Source organism: Ruegeria sp. CJ9 (assembly GCF_056536625.1).
Genome location: NZ_JBQFPY010000005.1, coordinates 22,423 through 38,205, shown reverse-complemented (window position 1 = coordinate 38,205; position 15,783 = coordinate 22,423). Strand labels below are relative to the sequence as shown.

20 protein-coding genes are annotated in these 15,783 nt (G+C 56.8%); 9 read left to right on the top strand and 11 right to left on the bottom strand.

Annotated features, from left to right (window positions below):
• Window positions 1-21 precede the first annotated feature (21 nt).
• Together rho and ACR0AJ_RS11665 are read right to left on the bottom strand one after the other, a co-directional pair.
• Entirely contained in the window at window positions 22-1,293 is a 1,272-nt protein-coding gene (gene rho / locus ACR0AJ_RS11670; protein WP_170349552.1) for a transcription termination factor Rho, read from the bottom strand.
• Between the two features lie 122 nt (window positions 1,294-1,415).
• Entirely contained in the window at window positions 1,416-1,865 is a 450-nt protein-coding gene (locus ACR0AJ_RS11665) for a CopD family protein (protein WP_170361059.1), read from the bottom strand.
• Window positions 1,866-2,269: 404 nt separating this feature from the next.
• On the opposite strand from ACR0AJ_RS11665, the gene ACR0AJ_RS11660 reads away from it, so the two are divergent.
• The 4 genes from ACR0AJ_RS11660 to dnaQ are packed head-to-tail and all read left to right on the top strand — an operon-like array spanning window position 2,270 to window position 5,004.
• Window positions 2,270-2,869, top strand: a complete 600-nt coding sequence (locus ACR0AJ_RS11660; RefSeq protein WP_480647524.1) for a Maf family protein — start codon at window positions 2,270-2,272, stop codon at window positions 2,867-2,869.
• Window positions 2,866-3,699, top strand: coding sequence for a shikimate dehydrogenase (locus ACR0AJ_RS11655; RefSeq protein ID WP_480740877.1), 834 nt, complete (start codon window positions 2,866-2,868; stop codon window positions 3,697-3,699). The genes ACR0AJ_RS11660 and ACR0AJ_RS11655 overlap by 4 nt, the downstream gene beginning before the upstream one ends.
• A complete protein-coding gene (gene coaE / locus ACR0AJ_RS11650) occupies window positions 3,696-4,289 on the top strand; it encodes a dephospho-CoA kinase (protein WP_480647521.1) in 594 nt (197 codons plus the stop codon). Before ACR0AJ_RS11655 ends, coaE begins: the two co-directional genes overlap by 4 nt.
• Complete coding sequence (gene dnaQ / locus ACR0AJ_RS11645) at window positions 4,282-5,004, top strand: DNA polymerase III subunit epsilon (RefSeq protein WP_480647519.1); 723 nt, start codon at window positions 4,282-4,284, stop codon at window positions 5,002-5,004. Before coaE ends, dnaQ begins: the two co-directional genes overlap by 8 nt.
• Before the next feature lie 27 nt (window positions 5,005-5,031).
• On the opposite strand, the gene secB is transcribed toward dnaQ, so the two are convergent.
• Both secB and ACR0AJ_RS11635 read right to left on the bottom strand, forming a co-directional pair.
• The gene (secB, locus tag ACR0AJ_RS11640; protein ID WP_170349546.1) at window positions 5,032-5,529 is read right to left on the bottom strand and encodes a protein-export chaperone SecB; all 498 of its coding nucleotides are present in this window, start codon (window positions 5,527-5,529) and stop codon (window positions 5,032-5,034) included.
• Between the two features lie 64 nt (window positions 5,530-5,593).
• Window positions 5,594-6,085, bottom strand: coding sequence for an FxsA family protein (locus ACR0AJ_RS11635; RefSeq protein ID WP_170349545.1), 492 nt, complete (start codon window positions 6,083-6,085; stop codon window positions 5,594-5,596).
• 107 nt (window positions 6,086-6,192) lie between these two features.
• On the opposite strand from ACR0AJ_RS11635, the gene ACR0AJ_RS11630 reads away from it, so the two are divergent.
• Genes ACR0AJ_RS11630 through ACR0AJ_RS11620 form a run of 3 tightly spaced genes read left to right on the top strand, consistent with a single transcriptional unit; the run spans window position 6,193 to window position 8,476 of the window.
• Window positions 6,193-6,852 carry a Tim44/TimA family putative adaptor protein gene (locus ACR0AJ_RS11630; protein WP_170349544.1) on the top strand — a complete coding sequence of 220 codons (660 nt, stop codon included), beginning with the start codon at window positions 6,193-6,195 and terminating at the stop codon, window positions 6,850-6,852.
• Window positions 6,849-7,889 (top strand): murein transglycosylase A, encoded by a 1,041-nt coding sequence (gene mltA, locus ACR0AJ_RS11625; protein ID WP_170411143.1) that lies wholly within the window; start codon window positions 6,849-6,851, stop codon window positions 7,887-7,889. The genes ACR0AJ_RS11630 and mltA overlap by 4 nt, the downstream gene beginning before the upstream one ends.
• Window positions 7,889-8,476 carry a Smr/MutS family protein gene (locus tag ACR0AJ_RS11620; protein ID WP_170349542.1) on the top strand — a complete coding sequence of 196 codons (588 nt, stop codon included), beginning with the start codon at window positions 7,889-7,891 and terminating at the stop codon, window positions 8,474-8,476. Before mltA ends, ACR0AJ_RS11620 begins: the two co-directional genes overlap by 1 nt.
• Here ACR0AJ_RS11620 and ACR0AJ_RS11615 read toward each other — a convergent pair.
• The 3 genes from ACR0AJ_RS11615 to hslU all read right to left on the bottom strand — a co-directional run bounded on the left by ACR0AJ_RS11615 (window position 8,473) and on the right by hslU (window position 12,194).
• Window positions 8,473-9,693 (bottom strand): MFS transporter, encoded by a 1,221-nt coding sequence (locus tag ACR0AJ_RS11615; RefSeq protein WP_480740875.1) that lies wholly within the window; start codon window positions 9,691-9,693, stop codon window positions 8,473-8,475. The two genes, ACR0AJ_RS11620 and ACR0AJ_RS11615, sit on opposite strands and share 4 nt — an antisense overlap.
• The gene (locus ACR0AJ_RS11610; protein ID WP_170349540.1) at window positions 9,690-10,787 is read right to left on the bottom strand and encodes an alpha/beta hydrolase; all 1,098 of its coding nucleotides are present in this window, start codon (window positions 10,785-10,787) and stop codon (window positions 9,690-9,692) included. The genes ACR0AJ_RS11615 and ACR0AJ_RS11610 overlap by 4 nt, the downstream gene beginning before the upstream one ends.
• Window positions 10,788-10,886: 99 nt before the next feature.
• The gene (gene hslU / locus ACR0AJ_RS11605; RefSeq protein WP_170349539.1) at window positions 10,887-12,194 is read right to left on the bottom strand and encodes an ATP-dependent protease ATPase subunit HslU; all 1,308 of its coding nucleotides are present in this window, start codon (window positions 12,192-12,194) and stop codon (window positions 10,887-10,889) included.
• Between the two features lie 192 nt (window positions 12,195-12,386).
• On the opposite strand from hslU, the gene ACR0AJ_RS11600 reads away from it, so the two are divergent.
• A complete protein-coding gene (locus ACR0AJ_RS11600) occupies window positions 12,387-13,628 on the top strand; it encodes an MFS transporter (RefSeq protein ID WP_170349538.1) in 1,242 nt (413 codons plus the stop codon).
• On the opposite strand, the gene hslV is transcribed toward ACR0AJ_RS11600, so the two are convergent.
• Window positions 13,620-14,177, bottom strand: coding sequence for an ATP-dependent protease subunit HslV (hslV, locus tag ACR0AJ_RS11595; RefSeq protein WP_058283350.1), 558 nt, complete (start codon window positions 14,175-14,177; stop codon window positions 13,620-13,622). The genes ACR0AJ_RS11600 and hslV overlap by 9 nt on opposite strands.
• Before the next feature lie 197 nt (window positions 14,178-14,374).
• Between hslV and ACR0AJ_RS11590 the strand changes: the two genes are divergently transcribed.
• Complete coding sequence (locus ACR0AJ_RS11590; protein WP_170349537.1) at window positions 14,375-14,569, top strand: DUF1127 domain-containing protein; 195 nt, start codon at window positions 14,375-14,377, stop codon at window positions 14,567-14,569.
• Between the two features lie 55 nt (window positions 14,570-14,624).
• Here the strand turns inward: ACR0AJ_RS11590 and ACR0AJ_RS11585 are convergent, their stop codons facing one another.
• The 3 genes from ACR0AJ_RS11585 to trxA form a co-directional block, all read right to left on the bottom strand.
• On the bottom strand, window positions 14,625-14,987 hold the full coding sequence (locus ACR0AJ_RS11585; protein WP_170349536.1) for a Lin0512 family protein: 363 nt from the start codon (window positions 14,985-14,987) through the stop codon (window positions 14,625-14,627).
• Window positions 14,984-15,334, bottom strand: coding sequence for a Lin0512 family protein (locus ACR0AJ_RS11580; RefSeq protein WP_170349535.1), 351 nt, complete (start codon window positions 15,332-15,334; stop codon window positions 14,984-14,986). Before ACR0AJ_RS11580 ends, ACR0AJ_RS11585 begins: the two co-directional genes overlap by 4 nt.
• A gap of 69 nt (window positions 15,335-15,403) precedes the next feature.
• Window positions 15,404-15,775, bottom strand: coding sequence for a thioredoxin (trxA, locus tag ACR0AJ_RS11575; RefSeq protein ID WP_226689009.1), 372 nt, complete (start codon window positions 15,773-15,775; stop codon window positions 15,404-15,406).
• Window positions 15,776-15,783 lie beyond the last annotated feature (8 nt).

Genomic DNA, 15,783 nt, shown 5'->3' with positions numbered 1-15,783 from the left:
TCGCGTCGGTTAAGACCTGTATCAGGTATTCATCGAGTCGAAGAACTCACCGTTGGTCTTGGTCTGCTTCAACTTAGACAACAGGAACTCGATCGCATCAGTGGTGCCCATCGGGTTCAAGATACGGCGCAGAACAAAGGTCTTGGCCAGATCACCTTTGTCGACCAGCAGGTCCTCTTTCCGGGTGCCGGATTTGAGGATGTCGATCGCCGGGAACACGCGCTTGTCTGCGATCTTACGATCCAGAACGATTTCCGAGTTACCCGTGCCTTTGAATTCTTCAAAGATCACTTCGTCCATCCGGCTGCCGGTATCGATCAGCGCGGTGGCGATGATGGTCAGCGATCCGCCCTCTTCGATATTCCGCGCAGCACCAAAGAAGCGCTTGGGCCGTTGCAGAGCGTTTGCATCCACACCACCGGTCAGAACTTTACCGGATGAGGGGACCACAGTGTTAAACGCTCTACCAAGTCTTGTGATCGAATCTAGAAGAATAACAACATCTCGTTTATGCTCGACCAAACGCTTGGCTTTTTCGATCACCATCTCGGATACGGCGACGTGGCGTGTTGCAGGTTCATCAAAGGTCGAGGACACAACCTCACCCTTTACCGAGCGCTGCATGTCGGTCACCTCTTCGGGGCGTTCATCGATCAGCAGAACGATCAAATAGCACTCCGGGTGGTTCTGTTCGATCGAATGCGCGATGTTTTGCAAGATCACCGTCTTACCAGTCCGCGGCGGCGCCACGATCAAAGACCGCTGTCCTTTACCGATAGGTGAGACCAGATCAATCACCCGGGCCGACTTATCTTTGATGGTGGGATCTTCGATCTCCATCTTCAGACGTTCATCGGGATACAAAGGCGTCAAGTTGTCGAACAGGATCTTGTGTTTGGCTTTTTCAGGCTCTTCAAAGTTGATCTTGGTGACTTTGATCAGCGCGAAGTACCGCTCGTTCTCATCCGGTGCCTTGATATCACCTTCGACCGTATCCCCGGTGCGCAGCGAATGCTGACGGATCATATCCGGTGAAACGTAGATGTCATCTGGGCCCGGCAGATAGTTCGCTTCGGGTGAACGTAGAAAACCAAAGCCGTCCTGCAGCACTTCAAGCACGCCATCACCGCCAACGGTCCAGCCTTCATCAGCGCGTTCACGCAGAATCTGGAACATCATCTCGCCCTTGCGCATGGTCGAGGCGTTTTCGATTTCCAGCTCTTCGGCCATCGCCAGAAGGTCTTTGGGGCTTTTGGCCTTAAGGTCAGCCAGATTCAGGGTGTCAGTTGTCATGATATATACCTTCGCCGCAGGCATCGCGGCACGAAGTGGAATTTCAGTACGGAAGATACGCCGCCCGGACGGGCGTGTTAATCTCTACATAAGCGCGGCTGACTGCGGAGTCAAACAGGCCCTCAGAATTTCAAAATGACCGCCAGAACGATGGCAACCATCAAAATGGTGGGAACCTCATTCATCATGCGGTACTGGCGCCCAGTGAGCGTATTTCGGCCCTCTAAGAAGTCTTTGCGCCGCGCCATCAGCCAGTGATGGAACCAGGTCATGCCGATCACGGCAGAACCTTTAATCCAGGGCCATGCAAAATCCCAACCGACAATGCCTGGTGTGAACACCATGATCAGGCCACACACCCACGCCACAATCATTGCCGGGCGCATAATCACGCGCAGCAGCTTTTCTTCCATTTCAAAGAAAATGGTTTCAGCACCATCGACGGCTTGCGCCTTTTCTACGTGATAGACGAACAGTCTGGGCAAATAGAATAAACCGGCCATCCACGAGATCACGGCCATGATATGTAAAGACTTCACCCACGGGTAAATCGTGAAAAGAAGATCGGTCATCCTGGCTCCGGGCGTTGCTCGGAACTCTCCCTAATAAAAAAATAAGAAAAGAAAAAGGAAGATGGTTTTGTAGGGTGAACAAAATTCGTGGATTAATATTTTACACATGTGTTTTCCCCAGGTGGACATTTTTACGCGTCAAAGCGATGATTCTGTTAATAGTGAAAATAATATAATTAACTCAATGAGTTAAGTTGTATCTGCAAAAGATGCTCTGGGGATAAGTTTCTGAGTATATGTGGAGTTCCCGCTTATCCCGTCATTCCGACTTATCCTTGTCCCGGATGGACAGCGTTCGAGCGACTCAGGGAAGATCTGCGCGAATATCCCGGGGTTGCGTGTCAATCGGAAAACCATACAAACCATTCAAGAACGCTCAACGATTTGCACACGGGGTTGTCCACATGTCTGTCCCCATCATCCTGGCCTCAGGCTCATCCATACGTGCGCAGCTACTGGAAAACGCAGGCGTGCCGTTTTCCGTTCAGGTCGCGCGCGTGGATGAGGATACCATGAAACGCGCGTTGCTGGCTGAGGAAGCATCCCCTCGGGACATCGCCGATGCACTGGCTGAGATGAAGGCGCGCAAGGTCAGCGACAAAAAACCAGGTGCGATGGTTCTGGGGTGCGATCAGGTGTTGGATTTCGACGGGAAGCTGTTGTCGAAACCGGAAACGCCCCAGGAGGCGCTGGCGCAGCTCAAGGCGATGCGGGGCAAGCGGCACATGCTGTTGTCGGCGGCGGTGATCTATCTGGATGGCGAGCCGATCTGGCGCCATGTCGGGCAGGTGCGTTTGCGCATGCGGATGAGTTCGGACGCGTACCTGCGCGACTATATCGACCGCAATTGGGACAGTATCCGGCACGCGGTGGGGGCTTATAAGCTGGAAGAAGAAGGCGTGCGCCTGTTCGCCACCATTGACGGCGACTATTTTAATGTCTTGGGTATGCCCCTGTTGGAACTGCTCAATTTTCTGGCCGTCAAAGGGGTGATCGACCAATGACACATAACCGAGTACCGCTGGCCGGAGTAATCGGACACCCGATTGCGCATTCCAAGTCGCCCCAACTGCATGGCCATTGGTTAAAGAAATATGGGCTGGCCGGGCATTACATCCCCGTAGACGTAGCGCCCGAGGATCTTGAGACGGTTTTGCGCACCCTGCCGAAGGCGGGGTTTGTCGGGGCGAATGTGACCGTGCCCCACAAAGAAGCGGCGTTGCGTATCGCCGATCACGTATCGGAACGCGCATCGGTCATCGGGGCGGCAAATACCTTGGTGTTTCAAGATGATGGCACAATCCACGCGGACAACACCGATGGCTATGGGTTTATGCAGAGCCTGCGCAGCGGCGCGCCGGATTGGGTTCCGTCGGATGGCCCGGCGGTGGTGTTTGGTGCGGGTGGCGCAGCACGGGCGGTGTTGCAGGGTTTGTTGGACGCGGGCGTGCCCCAGATCATGCTGACCAACCGCACGCGCGTCCGGGCGGATCAGTTGAAAGATGAATTTGGCGACCGCATCACCGTTGTGGATTGGTTACAGGCCGGCAATGTCATTGAAGAAGCTGAACTGGTGGTCAACACGACCTCATTGGGCATGCAGGGACAACCGGAACTGAGGGTGCCCTTGGATGGGTTGCAAGCGGGTGCGGTTGTGACTGATTTGGTCTATGCACCTTTGCAAACGCATCTTCTGAAATCGGCTGAGGAAGCAGGCTGTACCACGGTCGATGGTCTGGGCATGTTGCTGCATCAGGCGGTGCCCGGTTTTGAACGCTGGTTCGGCACCCGCCCCGAGGTGACCGATGACCTGCGCGCGGCGGTTTTGGGATGAGTTTCGCGCTTGGTTTAACCGGTTCGATCGGGATGGGCAAAAGCACCACGGCGCAGATGTTCGTCGAAGAAGGCTGTGCGCTGTGGGATGCGGATGCAGCCGTACATAGACTCTATTCAAGGGAAGGAGCGGCCGTCGCGCCGATGCGCGCTGCTTTTCCAGATGCCATCATCGATGGGTCTGTCAGTCGTGACGCCCTGAAACAAGTCATCGCGCAGCACCCAGCCGCGCTGAAACAGATTGAGGCCATCGTACATCCGCTTGTTGCCGCAGATCGCGCTATTTTTCGGGAATACGCGACCGCGGATATTCTGGTGTTCGACATCCCCCTGTTGTTTGAAACCGGTGGTGATGCAGCGATGGATGCGGTGGCCTGTGTCTCGATCCCGGCGGACGAACAAAAGCGTCGCGTGATGGCGCGCGGTACGATGACTGATGCACAGTTTGAACAGATCCGCGCCAAGCAAATGCCGAATGACGAAAAATGCGCGCGGTCAAATTATGTGATCGTGACCGATACTCTGGACCACGCCCGCGCGCAGGTGCAGGATGTGGTCAGGCAAATACGGGCGGGGATAGCAGATGCGTGAGATTGTACTCGATACCGAAACCACGGGGTTTGATCCCGAAAGCGGCGACCGGATTGTTGAGATCGGCGCGGTCGAGCTATGGAACCACGTGGCCACGGGCGAGACCTATCACGTCTATATCAATCCTGAACGATCCATGCCCGAAGAGGCGTTTGGCGTGCATGGGATCGGCCCCGACCTGCTGGAAAACCCGCGCCCGCCGGAAAAGGGTGAGGTCACGCTGAAGGATAAGCCGGTCTTTGCCAAGGTTGGTCAGGGGTTTGTTGATTTCATCCAGGATTCGAAACTGGTGATCCACAACGCATCCTTCGATATGAAATTCCTGAATGCGGAGCTAAAATGGATGGGTTTGCCGTCGATTCCGATGGATCAGGCGCTGGATACATTGGCAATTGCGCGCAAACGGTTTCCGGGCTCACCTGCGTCACTGGATGCGCTGTGCCGTCGGTTCAATATCGACAACACGAACCGGGTGCTACACGGGGCGTTGCTCGACTCGGAAATTCTGGCCGAGGTCTATCTGGAACTGATCGGGGGGCGGCAGCCGGACTTCGGCTTGACCGCGACTGCTTCCTCGGCCGCAGGCGGTCAGGACGATTGGCGCCCAGCGGCGCGTCCGACACCATTGGCATCAAAGATCACCGACGAAGAACGCGCGGCGCATAAAGCATTTGTAGAGAAATTGGGCAAAAACGCCTTGTGGACCCGCGCCTGAGGTGAAACACGGCGCGGGTCAAATCGATTAGGCGTTCGCCTTCTGCGCTTCTGCTTGACGACGCAATAGTTCGTTGCGGTACAGCGCGACAAAATCGATATTGTCCAGATTGACCGGCGGATAGCCACCGTCACGGGTGATATCGCTGACGATGCGGCGCAGGAACGGGAACAACATGCGCGGGCATTCGATCATCAGGAACGGATGCAACTGGTCCTCGGCCACGCCTTCGATGTGGAACAGGCCGCAATAGTCGATTTCGCACAGGAACAGAACGTCTTCCAGTCCTTTGGCTTTCGACTTGAGGTTCAGTTTGACTGCAACTTCGTACTGATGTTCCGTCGCGCGCTTTTTTGCATCCAGATTCACCTGAACGGCGATTTCGGGCTGAACGTCACCGGACACACCTTTTTGTGCCATCACGTTTTCAAAGGACAAATCGCGGATGAATTGCCCCAGCACTCGCATTTGTACCTGGGGGGCGGCTTGGGCTGCCGTGTTTTCTGCAGCGTTTTCTTCGGCCATGGATCTACTCCAAAAATGAAATTCGACACTGCTTAGCAAGTTGGGCGCGGCACCTCAATGCAGGTCACGGTCCTTCAACCCATTTCGATGGTTTCGAAGGGTCCTGACGGGGCCGAACTTCGGTGAATTCGCCGTCAATCACGTCATCTTGCTCGAATGGTGCAGGACCAGACCGGAACTGTGCCCCATTGCCCATCTGGAACTGGGTGATCGTCACCTTCGATTTCAGGTATCGGAACACGGCCACGCGAATGCCCGGAACAAGCAGGGCAAAACCGACCGCATCGGTGAAAAAACCAGGCGTCAGCAACAGAACGCCGGACAACAGGATCATCGCCCCATGGGCCAGGGGTTCTGTCGGATCGTCCAACTCGGCAAAGGATCGCTGCAGGTTCGCCAGCGCCATGCGACCTTGTGTCCTGACCAACGCAGTGCCCAGAACAGCGGTCAGCACCACTATTGCAAGGGTTGGCCAAAGGCCGATCAGACCACCCACCTGAATGAACAGGGCAATCTCGATGATCGGAACCAATAAAAATGCCAAGAACAGGTACATATGCGTTATCCTTTACCAGTGGTCGGGCAGTGGACTTGCCACGAACTGTCACCTACATAGTGGCATGAGGCCGCGTATACAAAGTCGCGGTCTGAAAAGAGGATGAAATGAACGAACCGATGATCCAGTTGCTGGTCCTGGCCGGAATAGCCGTTTTCCTGATCCTGCGCCTGAAAAGCGTGCTGGGTACGCGTGAAGGTTTTGAGAAACCTCCTGTTCAGGAACAACCCGACGGGCACAGTGCCCGCCGCGGGTTTGAGGTGATTGAAGGTGGTCCTGATTACGACATCACAGACCATGTTGCCGAAGACAGCGAACAGGCACAAACGCTTGCTGCGATGAAGCGGATCGAGCCCAGCTTTTCCGTCACCGAATTCGTGCAGGGCGCGCGCGGTGCCTATGAGATGATCGTCATGGGTTTCGAAAAGGGTAATCTGGACGAAATCCAACCCTTCCTGTCCGAAGAGGTGTTCGACACGTTCGTGTCCGTCGTGGCCGCCCGTGAAGATCAAGGCCTGACCATCGAGGCCGAGTTTATCGGCGTGCGTGAAACCACATTGGCCGACGTGAAATTCGACAAAGATACCAATCAGGCCGAGATCACCATGAAATTCGTGGGTGAGCTGACCTCGGTTGTGCGTGATCGCGGCGGCGATATCATCGAAGGTAACCCGAACACCGTCAAACGCCAAAAGGACAGCTGGACCTTTGCCCGTGTCATGGGCGCGGACGATCCGAACTGGCTGCTTGTCGCCACGGACGCATGATTGCCGCACTCCGGTCGCTTTTACTGGTGGGTGCGATGACCACCGCTAGCGCCGCCGGAGCTGAGGCGACGCGCTCGATCCTGTCGTTTGATGACCTTGAGGGCTGGGCCGCTGACGATCACGGGGCGGCCCTTTCGGTATTTCTGAATACGTGCGGCGATCTGAATGATCCGGATTGGCGTGCCCTTTGCGCTGTGGCCCGAACCTATGAAGGGGATGCAGCGCAGGCGTTTTTCGAGCTTTTCTTCCGTCCGGTTTTGGTTGAAGACGGTAAAGATGCGCTGTTCACCGGCTATTTTGAGCCCGAACTGGATGGATCGCGCAGCCGGACCGACCGGTTCAAATACCCTATCTACAAAATGCCACCCGAAGCACGCGCCGAAGGGCCTTGGCTGAGCCGCCGGGACATCCTTACCGGGGATGCTATGACTGGCCGGGGGCTTGAGATCGCCTGGGTTGATGACCCGGTCGAGCTGTTCTTTTTGCAGATCCAAGGCTCGGGCCGTATTCGTCTGCCCGATGGTGGTGGCTTACGCGTGGGCTATGGCGGCGCGAACGGGCATCCGTATCGGTCGATCGGGGCCGAATTGATCCGCCGCGGTGCGTTAGGCGCGCATGAGGTGAGCGCGCAGATGATCCGCGCCTGGGTGCGCAAAAACCCCGAGGCCGGGTCTGAACTGTTACTTCACAACCCTTCCTACGTGTTCTTTCGTGAAGTCACCCGCGTTGCGCCCGAACTTGGCCCGCTGGGAGCGATGAACCGATCTGTCACCACTATGCGCAGCATTGCCGCGGATCCTGAATATACGCCGCTGGGGTCTCCGGTCTGGGTGGAAAAAGACGGCAAGGACCCGATGCGCCGATTGATGATCGCGCAAGATACGGGTGCTGCCATCAAGGGTGCTCAGCGGGCGGATATCTTCTTTGGCACCGGTGATGCCGCTGGGCAGGCAGCAGGGCGTCTGAAAGATCCGGGCCGCATGGTGATCCTGTTGCCGATCCAACGCGCCTATGCCCTGATCCCGGATGAGTTCTGATGACCCGGCGCAAACTGACCGAAGAAGAGATCGAGCTGTGGCGCAAAGTCACCAAACAGGCTGAACGTCTGCATCCTGAGCTGCCGCAATCGGTTCATCCCACCACCCTGCCCAAACCGAAACCAACCAAAACACCAAAGATGCGGCTGGACGGGTTCGAGATCGGCCAGACCGCGCCCGCCAAAGTGGCGCGTCATGCATTGAAGCCCTCGGTCACTGACAGCCTGCGCGCCAGCCCGGTGCAGATGGACACCAAGGCTTTTGGACGGATGAAGCGCGGCAAGCTGAAACCCGAAGGTCGGATTGATCTGCACGGTATGCGGATCGACACGGCGCATCCGGCGCTAGTGCGGTTTGTGTTGACGGCGCAGGCACAGGGCAAGCGGCTGGTGCTGGTGATTACGGGCAAGGGTAAGGACCGTGACGAACCCGGCCCCATTCCGACCCCACGCGGCGTACTGCGTAATCAGGTGCCACACTGGCTGTCGATCCCACCGCTGGCGCAGGCTGTGTTACAGGTAACACCCGCCCATATCAGCCACGGCGGCGACGGGGCCTATTACGTGTATCTGCGCCGGGGTCGTTAAAACGCGGTTTTCGCGCGGTGAATGCCGGTCCAGACCAAACTGCTGACTACAACAAAGAACGCAGCGATCCACATAAACTGAGTACCAAGCGTGACGTTGTAGTCGATCAGCACCCCAGTTAGAGCTGGACCAATGGCCGAACCCAGCACCATGACCGCGGTCGTCAGTGCCTTGATCGCGCCAATATGGCGAGTGCCGTAAAACTCGGCCCAAAAGGCGCTAGGCAATGTGTTGTTCGCACCGACCGTCAGAGCCAGAAAGATCAGGCCGATCAGGGCGCCGGTTATGGTATTGGTGACCGAGAGAATAGCAAAGCCCACACCGATCGGCAGCTGGTAATACGGCATGATCCGCGCGGTGCCCCATTTATCCAGCGCCCAACCAGCGGCAAACATCGACAGGATCGAAACGCCGGTGAATACAGGGAACAGCGCCACCAGTTGAATATGCGGCCAGTCCCTGACCTGCGCCAGATGGACCTGATGAAAGAAAAACGCGGTGATGAAGGCAGATGGTGCAAGGATCGCGGGAACCATGAACCAAAACAGCGAATTGCGCAGCGCCTCGCTCCGGGTCCAGTGATGATCCTGCATGCCAGTGGCAATGTGATCCCCTGACAGGCTTTGCGGCGTGCGCTCCAGACGCAGCAGACGCATCAGAACCGGGATACCCAATACCGTCACACCTGCGGCCACCACCCACAACAATCGCCAGTCGAGAAACACCATCGCGGCGACAAAAATCACCGGCAACAGCGCCTCTCCGACCGCGTATCCCAGCGAGGCGATCGACAGCGCCTTGCCACGTGTCGCGGTGAACCAGCGCGCCATGGCCACTTGCGCCAGATGGGTGCTCATCCCCTGCCCGAAAAGGCGCAACAGAAAGATCACGATAGGCAGAAGGAACAGTCTATTGTTCAACGCCATCGACAGCGCCGCAAGCGTCAAACCAGCCAGCACCAACGGCCCCAGAACCCGAACACGAAAGATATCGGTCAACCCGCCGGCCCAGATCATCACGACAGCCGCAACGGTGGTACCCAGAGAATAAAGCCCTCCCCAGGCCCCGTGACTCAGCCCATACGCTGCACGGATTTCACCGGCAAAGACCGAGATGAAAAAGGTCTGCCCAAAGCTGGACAAAAACGTCAGCAGAACCCCGGCGCTCAACCAAGAGGCATTTTGAAAAAGAAAATGACGCAATTTAACCCGTGTCACGGGTTGGACACCTGCGCCTGTCCCGTTTCCGTCAACACGATCCCGGTCGCGCCTGTGGGGTTGCGTTCGCTGGGGGGCACCAGAATGTCGATAGCCGGACGCTCGTCAGGGCCAAATGTATTGTTGACCCGCCGGATCGAGTTGAGGATCGCCAGCAAAGCCGGAGATGTAGCAGCAACGAAATGCGAAGATTCGGCATCGCTGTTGAATGCGGTCGTGTCGATCACGTTGATAGGAAAGTCCTCAAGCGTTTTGATCGAACTGATATTGCCCAGCCGTTCGCCCTCATCCGTGCCTCGCAGACGGGCTGAAATGTTCAGGATTTTGTCCTTTTGCGAGACCATGACAATGAACGGGTCGGGTGGATTGTCGATCCTGTCCATCTGCGAACGGAACAAATCCACGTCCAGATCAGGAGAGATCAGAACCACACCTTCGATATTTCTTTTGGCCCAACCCGGTTCCTGCAATTCGGTTTGTCGCATCATCTCCATCGTCAGGGCACTGCCCATGGAATGCGCCACAAGCAGAACCCGGTTTACGCCCATCGATTTCAATTCACGAATGGTCTGTTCCAAACCGTCGCGGGCAAAAAGCATGCTGTCCAGATCGTAAGCGTATCCATATCCCGTCGCACGGCTGGGCCAGGAATACACCAGGATCGATCCGGGCAGACCAATGTCATGCGACAGCTGCGCCGCGCGAAAGATGGTTTCGGTTTGGGTCGAGTTATAGCCATGCACAAAGATCGTCACTTCGTCCTGCCCACGCAGATGGTGCCGCAGTCCCTGAGGCCCGTTCAATTCGGTCACATCAGCCAGAACGAACTCTTTTTGCGGGTTGGGATTTGCATAAGAGAACTTCAGGGTTCCCGGCGTGTGTGTTGGCGGTATGGACACGGTGGTTTCCAGAAACTGCAGTTTTTCACTGCGCCTGAAACCAAATGATCCGTCTGCTTCGCGGGCCCTGGTCGTGCTGGCAAATACGGTTTTCGTCGTTCCTATGGACGCAGCCGACGGCACAATTTCAGAGACCGTCCTGTCAACACAGGCGCTCAGAGACAAAGACATAAATAGAAAAATCAGGTAGCGCATCAAACAGGGTCCTAACGGCCTTTTGCGCTAAGCTATCGAATTCTTGCCCCACGTCCAGCGACATGGGGCAGGATCAGCGGCAATTTCCGGCTGAAGACGTTACAGAACGTAACGGCTCAGATCCGTCGACTTGGTCAATTCGCCCAAGTTTTCGCTGACAAAATCGGCGTTGACGGTGATCTCGGACCCGGCCTTGTCAGGTGCGGTGAACGAAAGCTCCTCGAACACCCGCTCCATCACTGTGTACAGCCGCCGCGCGCCGATATTTTCGACGCTTTGGTTCACATCCGCTGCGATCTTGGCCAGGGCGGCGATGCCGTCCTCGGTAAAACTGACAGTGACCTCTTCAGTGCCCATCAATGCGGTGTATTGGCGGGTCAGGGCGTTGTCGGTCTCGGTCAGGATGCGAACGAAATCCTCTTCGGTGAGGGCGCGCAATTCTACGCGGATCGGCAGTCGGCCCTGCAATTCGGGCAGCAAGTCCGACGGTTTGGCAATGTGGAACGCACCCGAGGCGATGAACAGGATATGGTCGGTTTTCACCGCACCATGCTTGGTTGACACGGTGGTGCCCTCAATCAAAGGCAGCAGGTCGCGCTGCACCCCTTCGCGGCTGACATCGCCACCGCGGGCGTCGGACCGCGCACAGACCTTGTCGATCTCATCCAGGAACACGATGCCGTTCTGTTCCACCGATTCCAGCGCCACCCGGTTGACGGTTTCATCATCCAGTAGCTTGTCGGCCTCTTCCCCGATCAGCGCATCATAGCTTTCGGCAACGGTCAGACGTTTCTTGACGGTCCGCCCGCCAAACGCTTTGCCGAAGATATCACCCAGATTCATCATCCCCATCTGGCCGCCAGGCTGGCCGGGAATGTCAAACATCGGCATTGGGTTCGAGGTGTCGGACAGTTCCAGCTCGATCACCGTATCGTCCAGTTCGCCGGCTTTCAGTTTCTTGCGGAACATCTCGCGCGTGCCTTCGCGGGCATCGGTGCCGGCGATGGCTTCGATTACGCGGTCTTCGGCGGCCTGATGAGCCTTGGCCTTGACGTCTTCGCGCATGTATTCGCGGGTCTGGATGATGGCGGCATCCGCCAGATCGCGCACGATCTGTTCCACGTCGCGCCCGACATAGCCAACCTCGGTAAACTTGGTGGCCTCGACCTTGATAAAGGGCGCGCGGGCCAGTTTTGCCAGACGGCGGCTGATCTCGGTCTTGCCGACACCGGTGGGGCCAATCATCAGGATGTTCTTGGGATAGACTTCATCCCGGATGTCATCGGTTAGTTGCTTGCGCCGCCAGCGGTTGCGCAGCGCCACGGCCACGGCGCGCTTGGCGTCTTTCTGCCCGATGATAAAGCGGTCCAGTTCCGAGACGATCTCGCGCGGGGTCAGGTCGGTCACAGGGGCAGTCCTTTCGGTCGGCATGGCTAGTCTTGGGCTTAGGTAATCACCGCAATCGCGAAAACAACCAAGCCCTTTTCATTGGCAGCGTTGGTTAGCAATGGCCCATCCGGTTTGCAAACGCTTTCCATAGGTGAAACGCGCGCCCTCTGTTACAGTGATTTCAAGGTGTTGACGGTCAGGAGTGTGAAAGTGACGAAAATTGCCAAGATCACCTTGCTGTTCGTGGTGTTTGTGGACCTGATCGGGCAAGGACTGGTGTTTCCCATCATCAACTCGCTGATCATGGAGACGAAATCGGGATTCCTGCCCGAGAGTACGCCCGATGGTCGCCGCCATCTGTATTACGGGCTGGTAATTGGTTGTTTCTTTTTGTCGTGGTTTCTGGGTGTGGTCTATGTATCCAAGGTCTCGGATTCCATCGGGCGTAAGAATGCGCTGCTGGTCTGTCTGAGCGGGGCACTGGTAGGGTATGCGTTGACCATTGCGGCGCTGTATATGAACAGCTTGCTGTTGCTGATCATAGGCCGTTCGATCACCGGGTTCACCGCAGGGAACCAGCCCATCGCGCAGGCGGCGATGATTGACGGCAGTACCGACGCGGCGGATCGCGACCGCAACATGGGTTACATCATAACCGGTGTCAGCTTTGGCCTTGTCGGCGGTCCAATCATTGGCGCGGTTCTGTCCGATGCCAACCTGCTGGGCAGCTTTGCTACGCTGAAAACCCCGTTCTATGGCGCATTTATTCTGGTGTTGATCGCCATCTTCCTTGTGCTGACCTTTTTCAAGGACACCCGGACCGAGCGTACGGCTTTTGTGTTCCGCCCGCGGGACGTGACCGACAGCCTGATTGCTGTGCGAGAACACCCGATGGTTCTGAAAATCCTGCCAGTCTATGCGCTGTTCATGATCGCCAATGTCACCTTCTATGTCTTCGTTGATAATTTCCTGACCAGCGCCTGGGGATACGGAGTCATTGGCGGTAGCATGGCGATGGTGGTGATCGGTTTTGCGCTGGCGTTCTCAAGCACCTTCCTGGTGAAGCCTGCGCAAGAGAGGTTCAGCAAGCACCAGATCATCTACACTTCGCTGGTGGTGATGGTGATTTGCGGGTTCGGTTTTGCCTTCAGCCCCAGCGGTGTGCTGAGTTACGTGCCGGTCTTCTTCTTCTATTTCTTTTTCGGCGTCTCATACCCAACTCTGTTGGGGCTGTTTTCTTCGGCCGTTGCCGAGACCGATCAGGGTTGGGTCATGGGTGTGACCACCGCTGTCTTCTGTCTGGCGGGCGGTGTCATGTCTCTGATCGGCGGCGGATTGATGAGCTTTGATATCCGCCTGCCCTATTACATCGTCATCGCGACGGCCTTGATGGGGCTGGTCGGCATGCACCTGCGCTGGAAAGGAAAAGAGATCAAGGCGCTGTTAGCCTGAGATCGTCTCGACCGTCAGGTTGCCGTTGGTATAGACGCAGATATCGGCAGCAATTGCCATTGCCTCGCGCGCCACGTCCTCGGCGGGTTTGTCGCTGTCCATCATGGCGCGGGCTGCGGCGAGGGCAAAGTTCCCACCCGAGCCGATGGCGGCCACGTTGTGTTCGGGCTCCAGCACATCCCCTGCCCCGGTGATCACCAGCAGGTCCTTGCCGTCGGTGACGATCAGCATCGCCTCAAGCTTTTGCAGATACTTATCTGTGCGCCAATCCTTGGCCAGTTCGACCGAGGCGCGCGCCAGCTGGCCGGGTGTGGCCTCAAGCTTGGCTTCCAGACGCTCCAGCAGGGTGAAGGCATCGGCGGTTGACCCGGCGAAACCGGCGACAACCTCGAACCCGCCGGGCGACAGGCGGCGCACCTTGCGTGCTGTTCCCTTGATCACGGTTTGGCCCAGGCTGACCTGTCCGTCACCGGCAATCACCACCTGACCGCCCTTTTTGACGCCAATGATGGTTGTGCCGTGCCATCCGGGAAAATCGCTATCCGCCATAAAAGCCTCCGTTTTCAACTGCCGTCCTATATGGGCCGGACCTGTCCGCAGCGCAACAGGTCACGAACTGCCTAAAAGATATGCAGGAATCGCAATGCGGGGTTACCGGACTAGCAATTGTGAGTCTCAGCCTGACGTCCTACATGAGCCTCACAACCGACAACGGGTCGGCTGTTTCACATATAAGGACTGCGCAAATGGCAACCATCGCTAAAACCCATGCGCCGCTCGGAGCAGCTACCATTCTGCACGTAGTGGACGCGTTCTACGGAACCTATGACAAAGCAATCGCGTGGAATGAATCCCGCAAGACACGCAAGGCCCTGTCGGAGCTGAGCGACGCACAGCTGGAAGATATCGGCCTGTGCCGCGCGGACATCAGAAACGTCTGATCCGCGCCCAGTGCAAAAAGAATGCAAGCCGCTCGTCCGAGCGGCTTTTTCTTTGTCAGGACAGTTTGTATTGGCCGGATAGGTCGGGCAGGAAAGCCTCGATCGCGGCGGTTGCCACCACATGTCTCGTGCCAGCCTCAATATCTTCGATATCCAACCCACCTTTGACAGCCCGCACCTCGGCCCGTCCGCGGGGAAGATCGGCGGCAACAAGATCGCAATTCACCTGGTCAGGGTCCTGTACCCCAATCGTGACGCAAACGCGCATGTCGGTATGATCCACACCCAGCTTTGAGAACAGCGTGATCGACGAATGATGCAGTGCATCCTGCACCGCCCGGCGTGCGGCCTTGGTGTAATCCTGCCCATACAGGTCGTTGCCGGTACCCATTTCCAGAATGATACGTTTTTCGGTCATGTCACGGGCTCCATATCGAAAGAAACGATGATGGCCGCATTGGCAATGACTGTCCGACCTTCGGTATGCGGCTTTTCAATATCCAACCCACCTTGAGTGATGGTGATATTGGGCTGTCCATAAGGGAAAATGGCAGTCAATGCGCCTCGATCCACCTTTTCGGGCTGCTGAACCCCAATTTCGGCGTCGATGATCATCGCCTCTTTCGGAAAATCGAACAGCTCGGCCATGTTGACCGAATTGTGCCATAGTGCATCTTTGATCGCCCGCAGCGCGGCCTCGGTATAATCCTCGCGGCGCAAAGACGTCCCCATGCCGAACTCCACAAGTACCCGTGTTTTTGCCATCTGATCCTCCCGGCAATAAAAAAGGCGCCCGGTTCAAGGCGCCTTTGATGACTTGCTGATCACGTTGGATCAGATGGATTCGTCGATCCAGCTTTGCAGTGCCGCCTTCGGCGCCGCGCCTGCGCGGTTCGAGACGACCTGACCGTCCTTGAAGATGAACAGGGCCGGAATACCGCGCACGCCCATGGCGGCGGCGGCGTTCGGGTTGCTGTCTACGTCAACCTTGGCGATTTTCACCTTGTCGCCGTATTCAGCGGCCAGCTCTTCCAGGGCGGGGCCGATCTGCTTACAAGGGCCACACCATTCGGCCCAGAAATCGACAACAACGGGGATGTCGGAATTCTTAACCTCGGCGTCAAAGGTATCGTCGGTCACGGCTACGGTCGACATATTCTGTCTCCTGAATGGGGTAAACTCGGGAACAGAACGTAGGGTCGGCACCGCCCAAG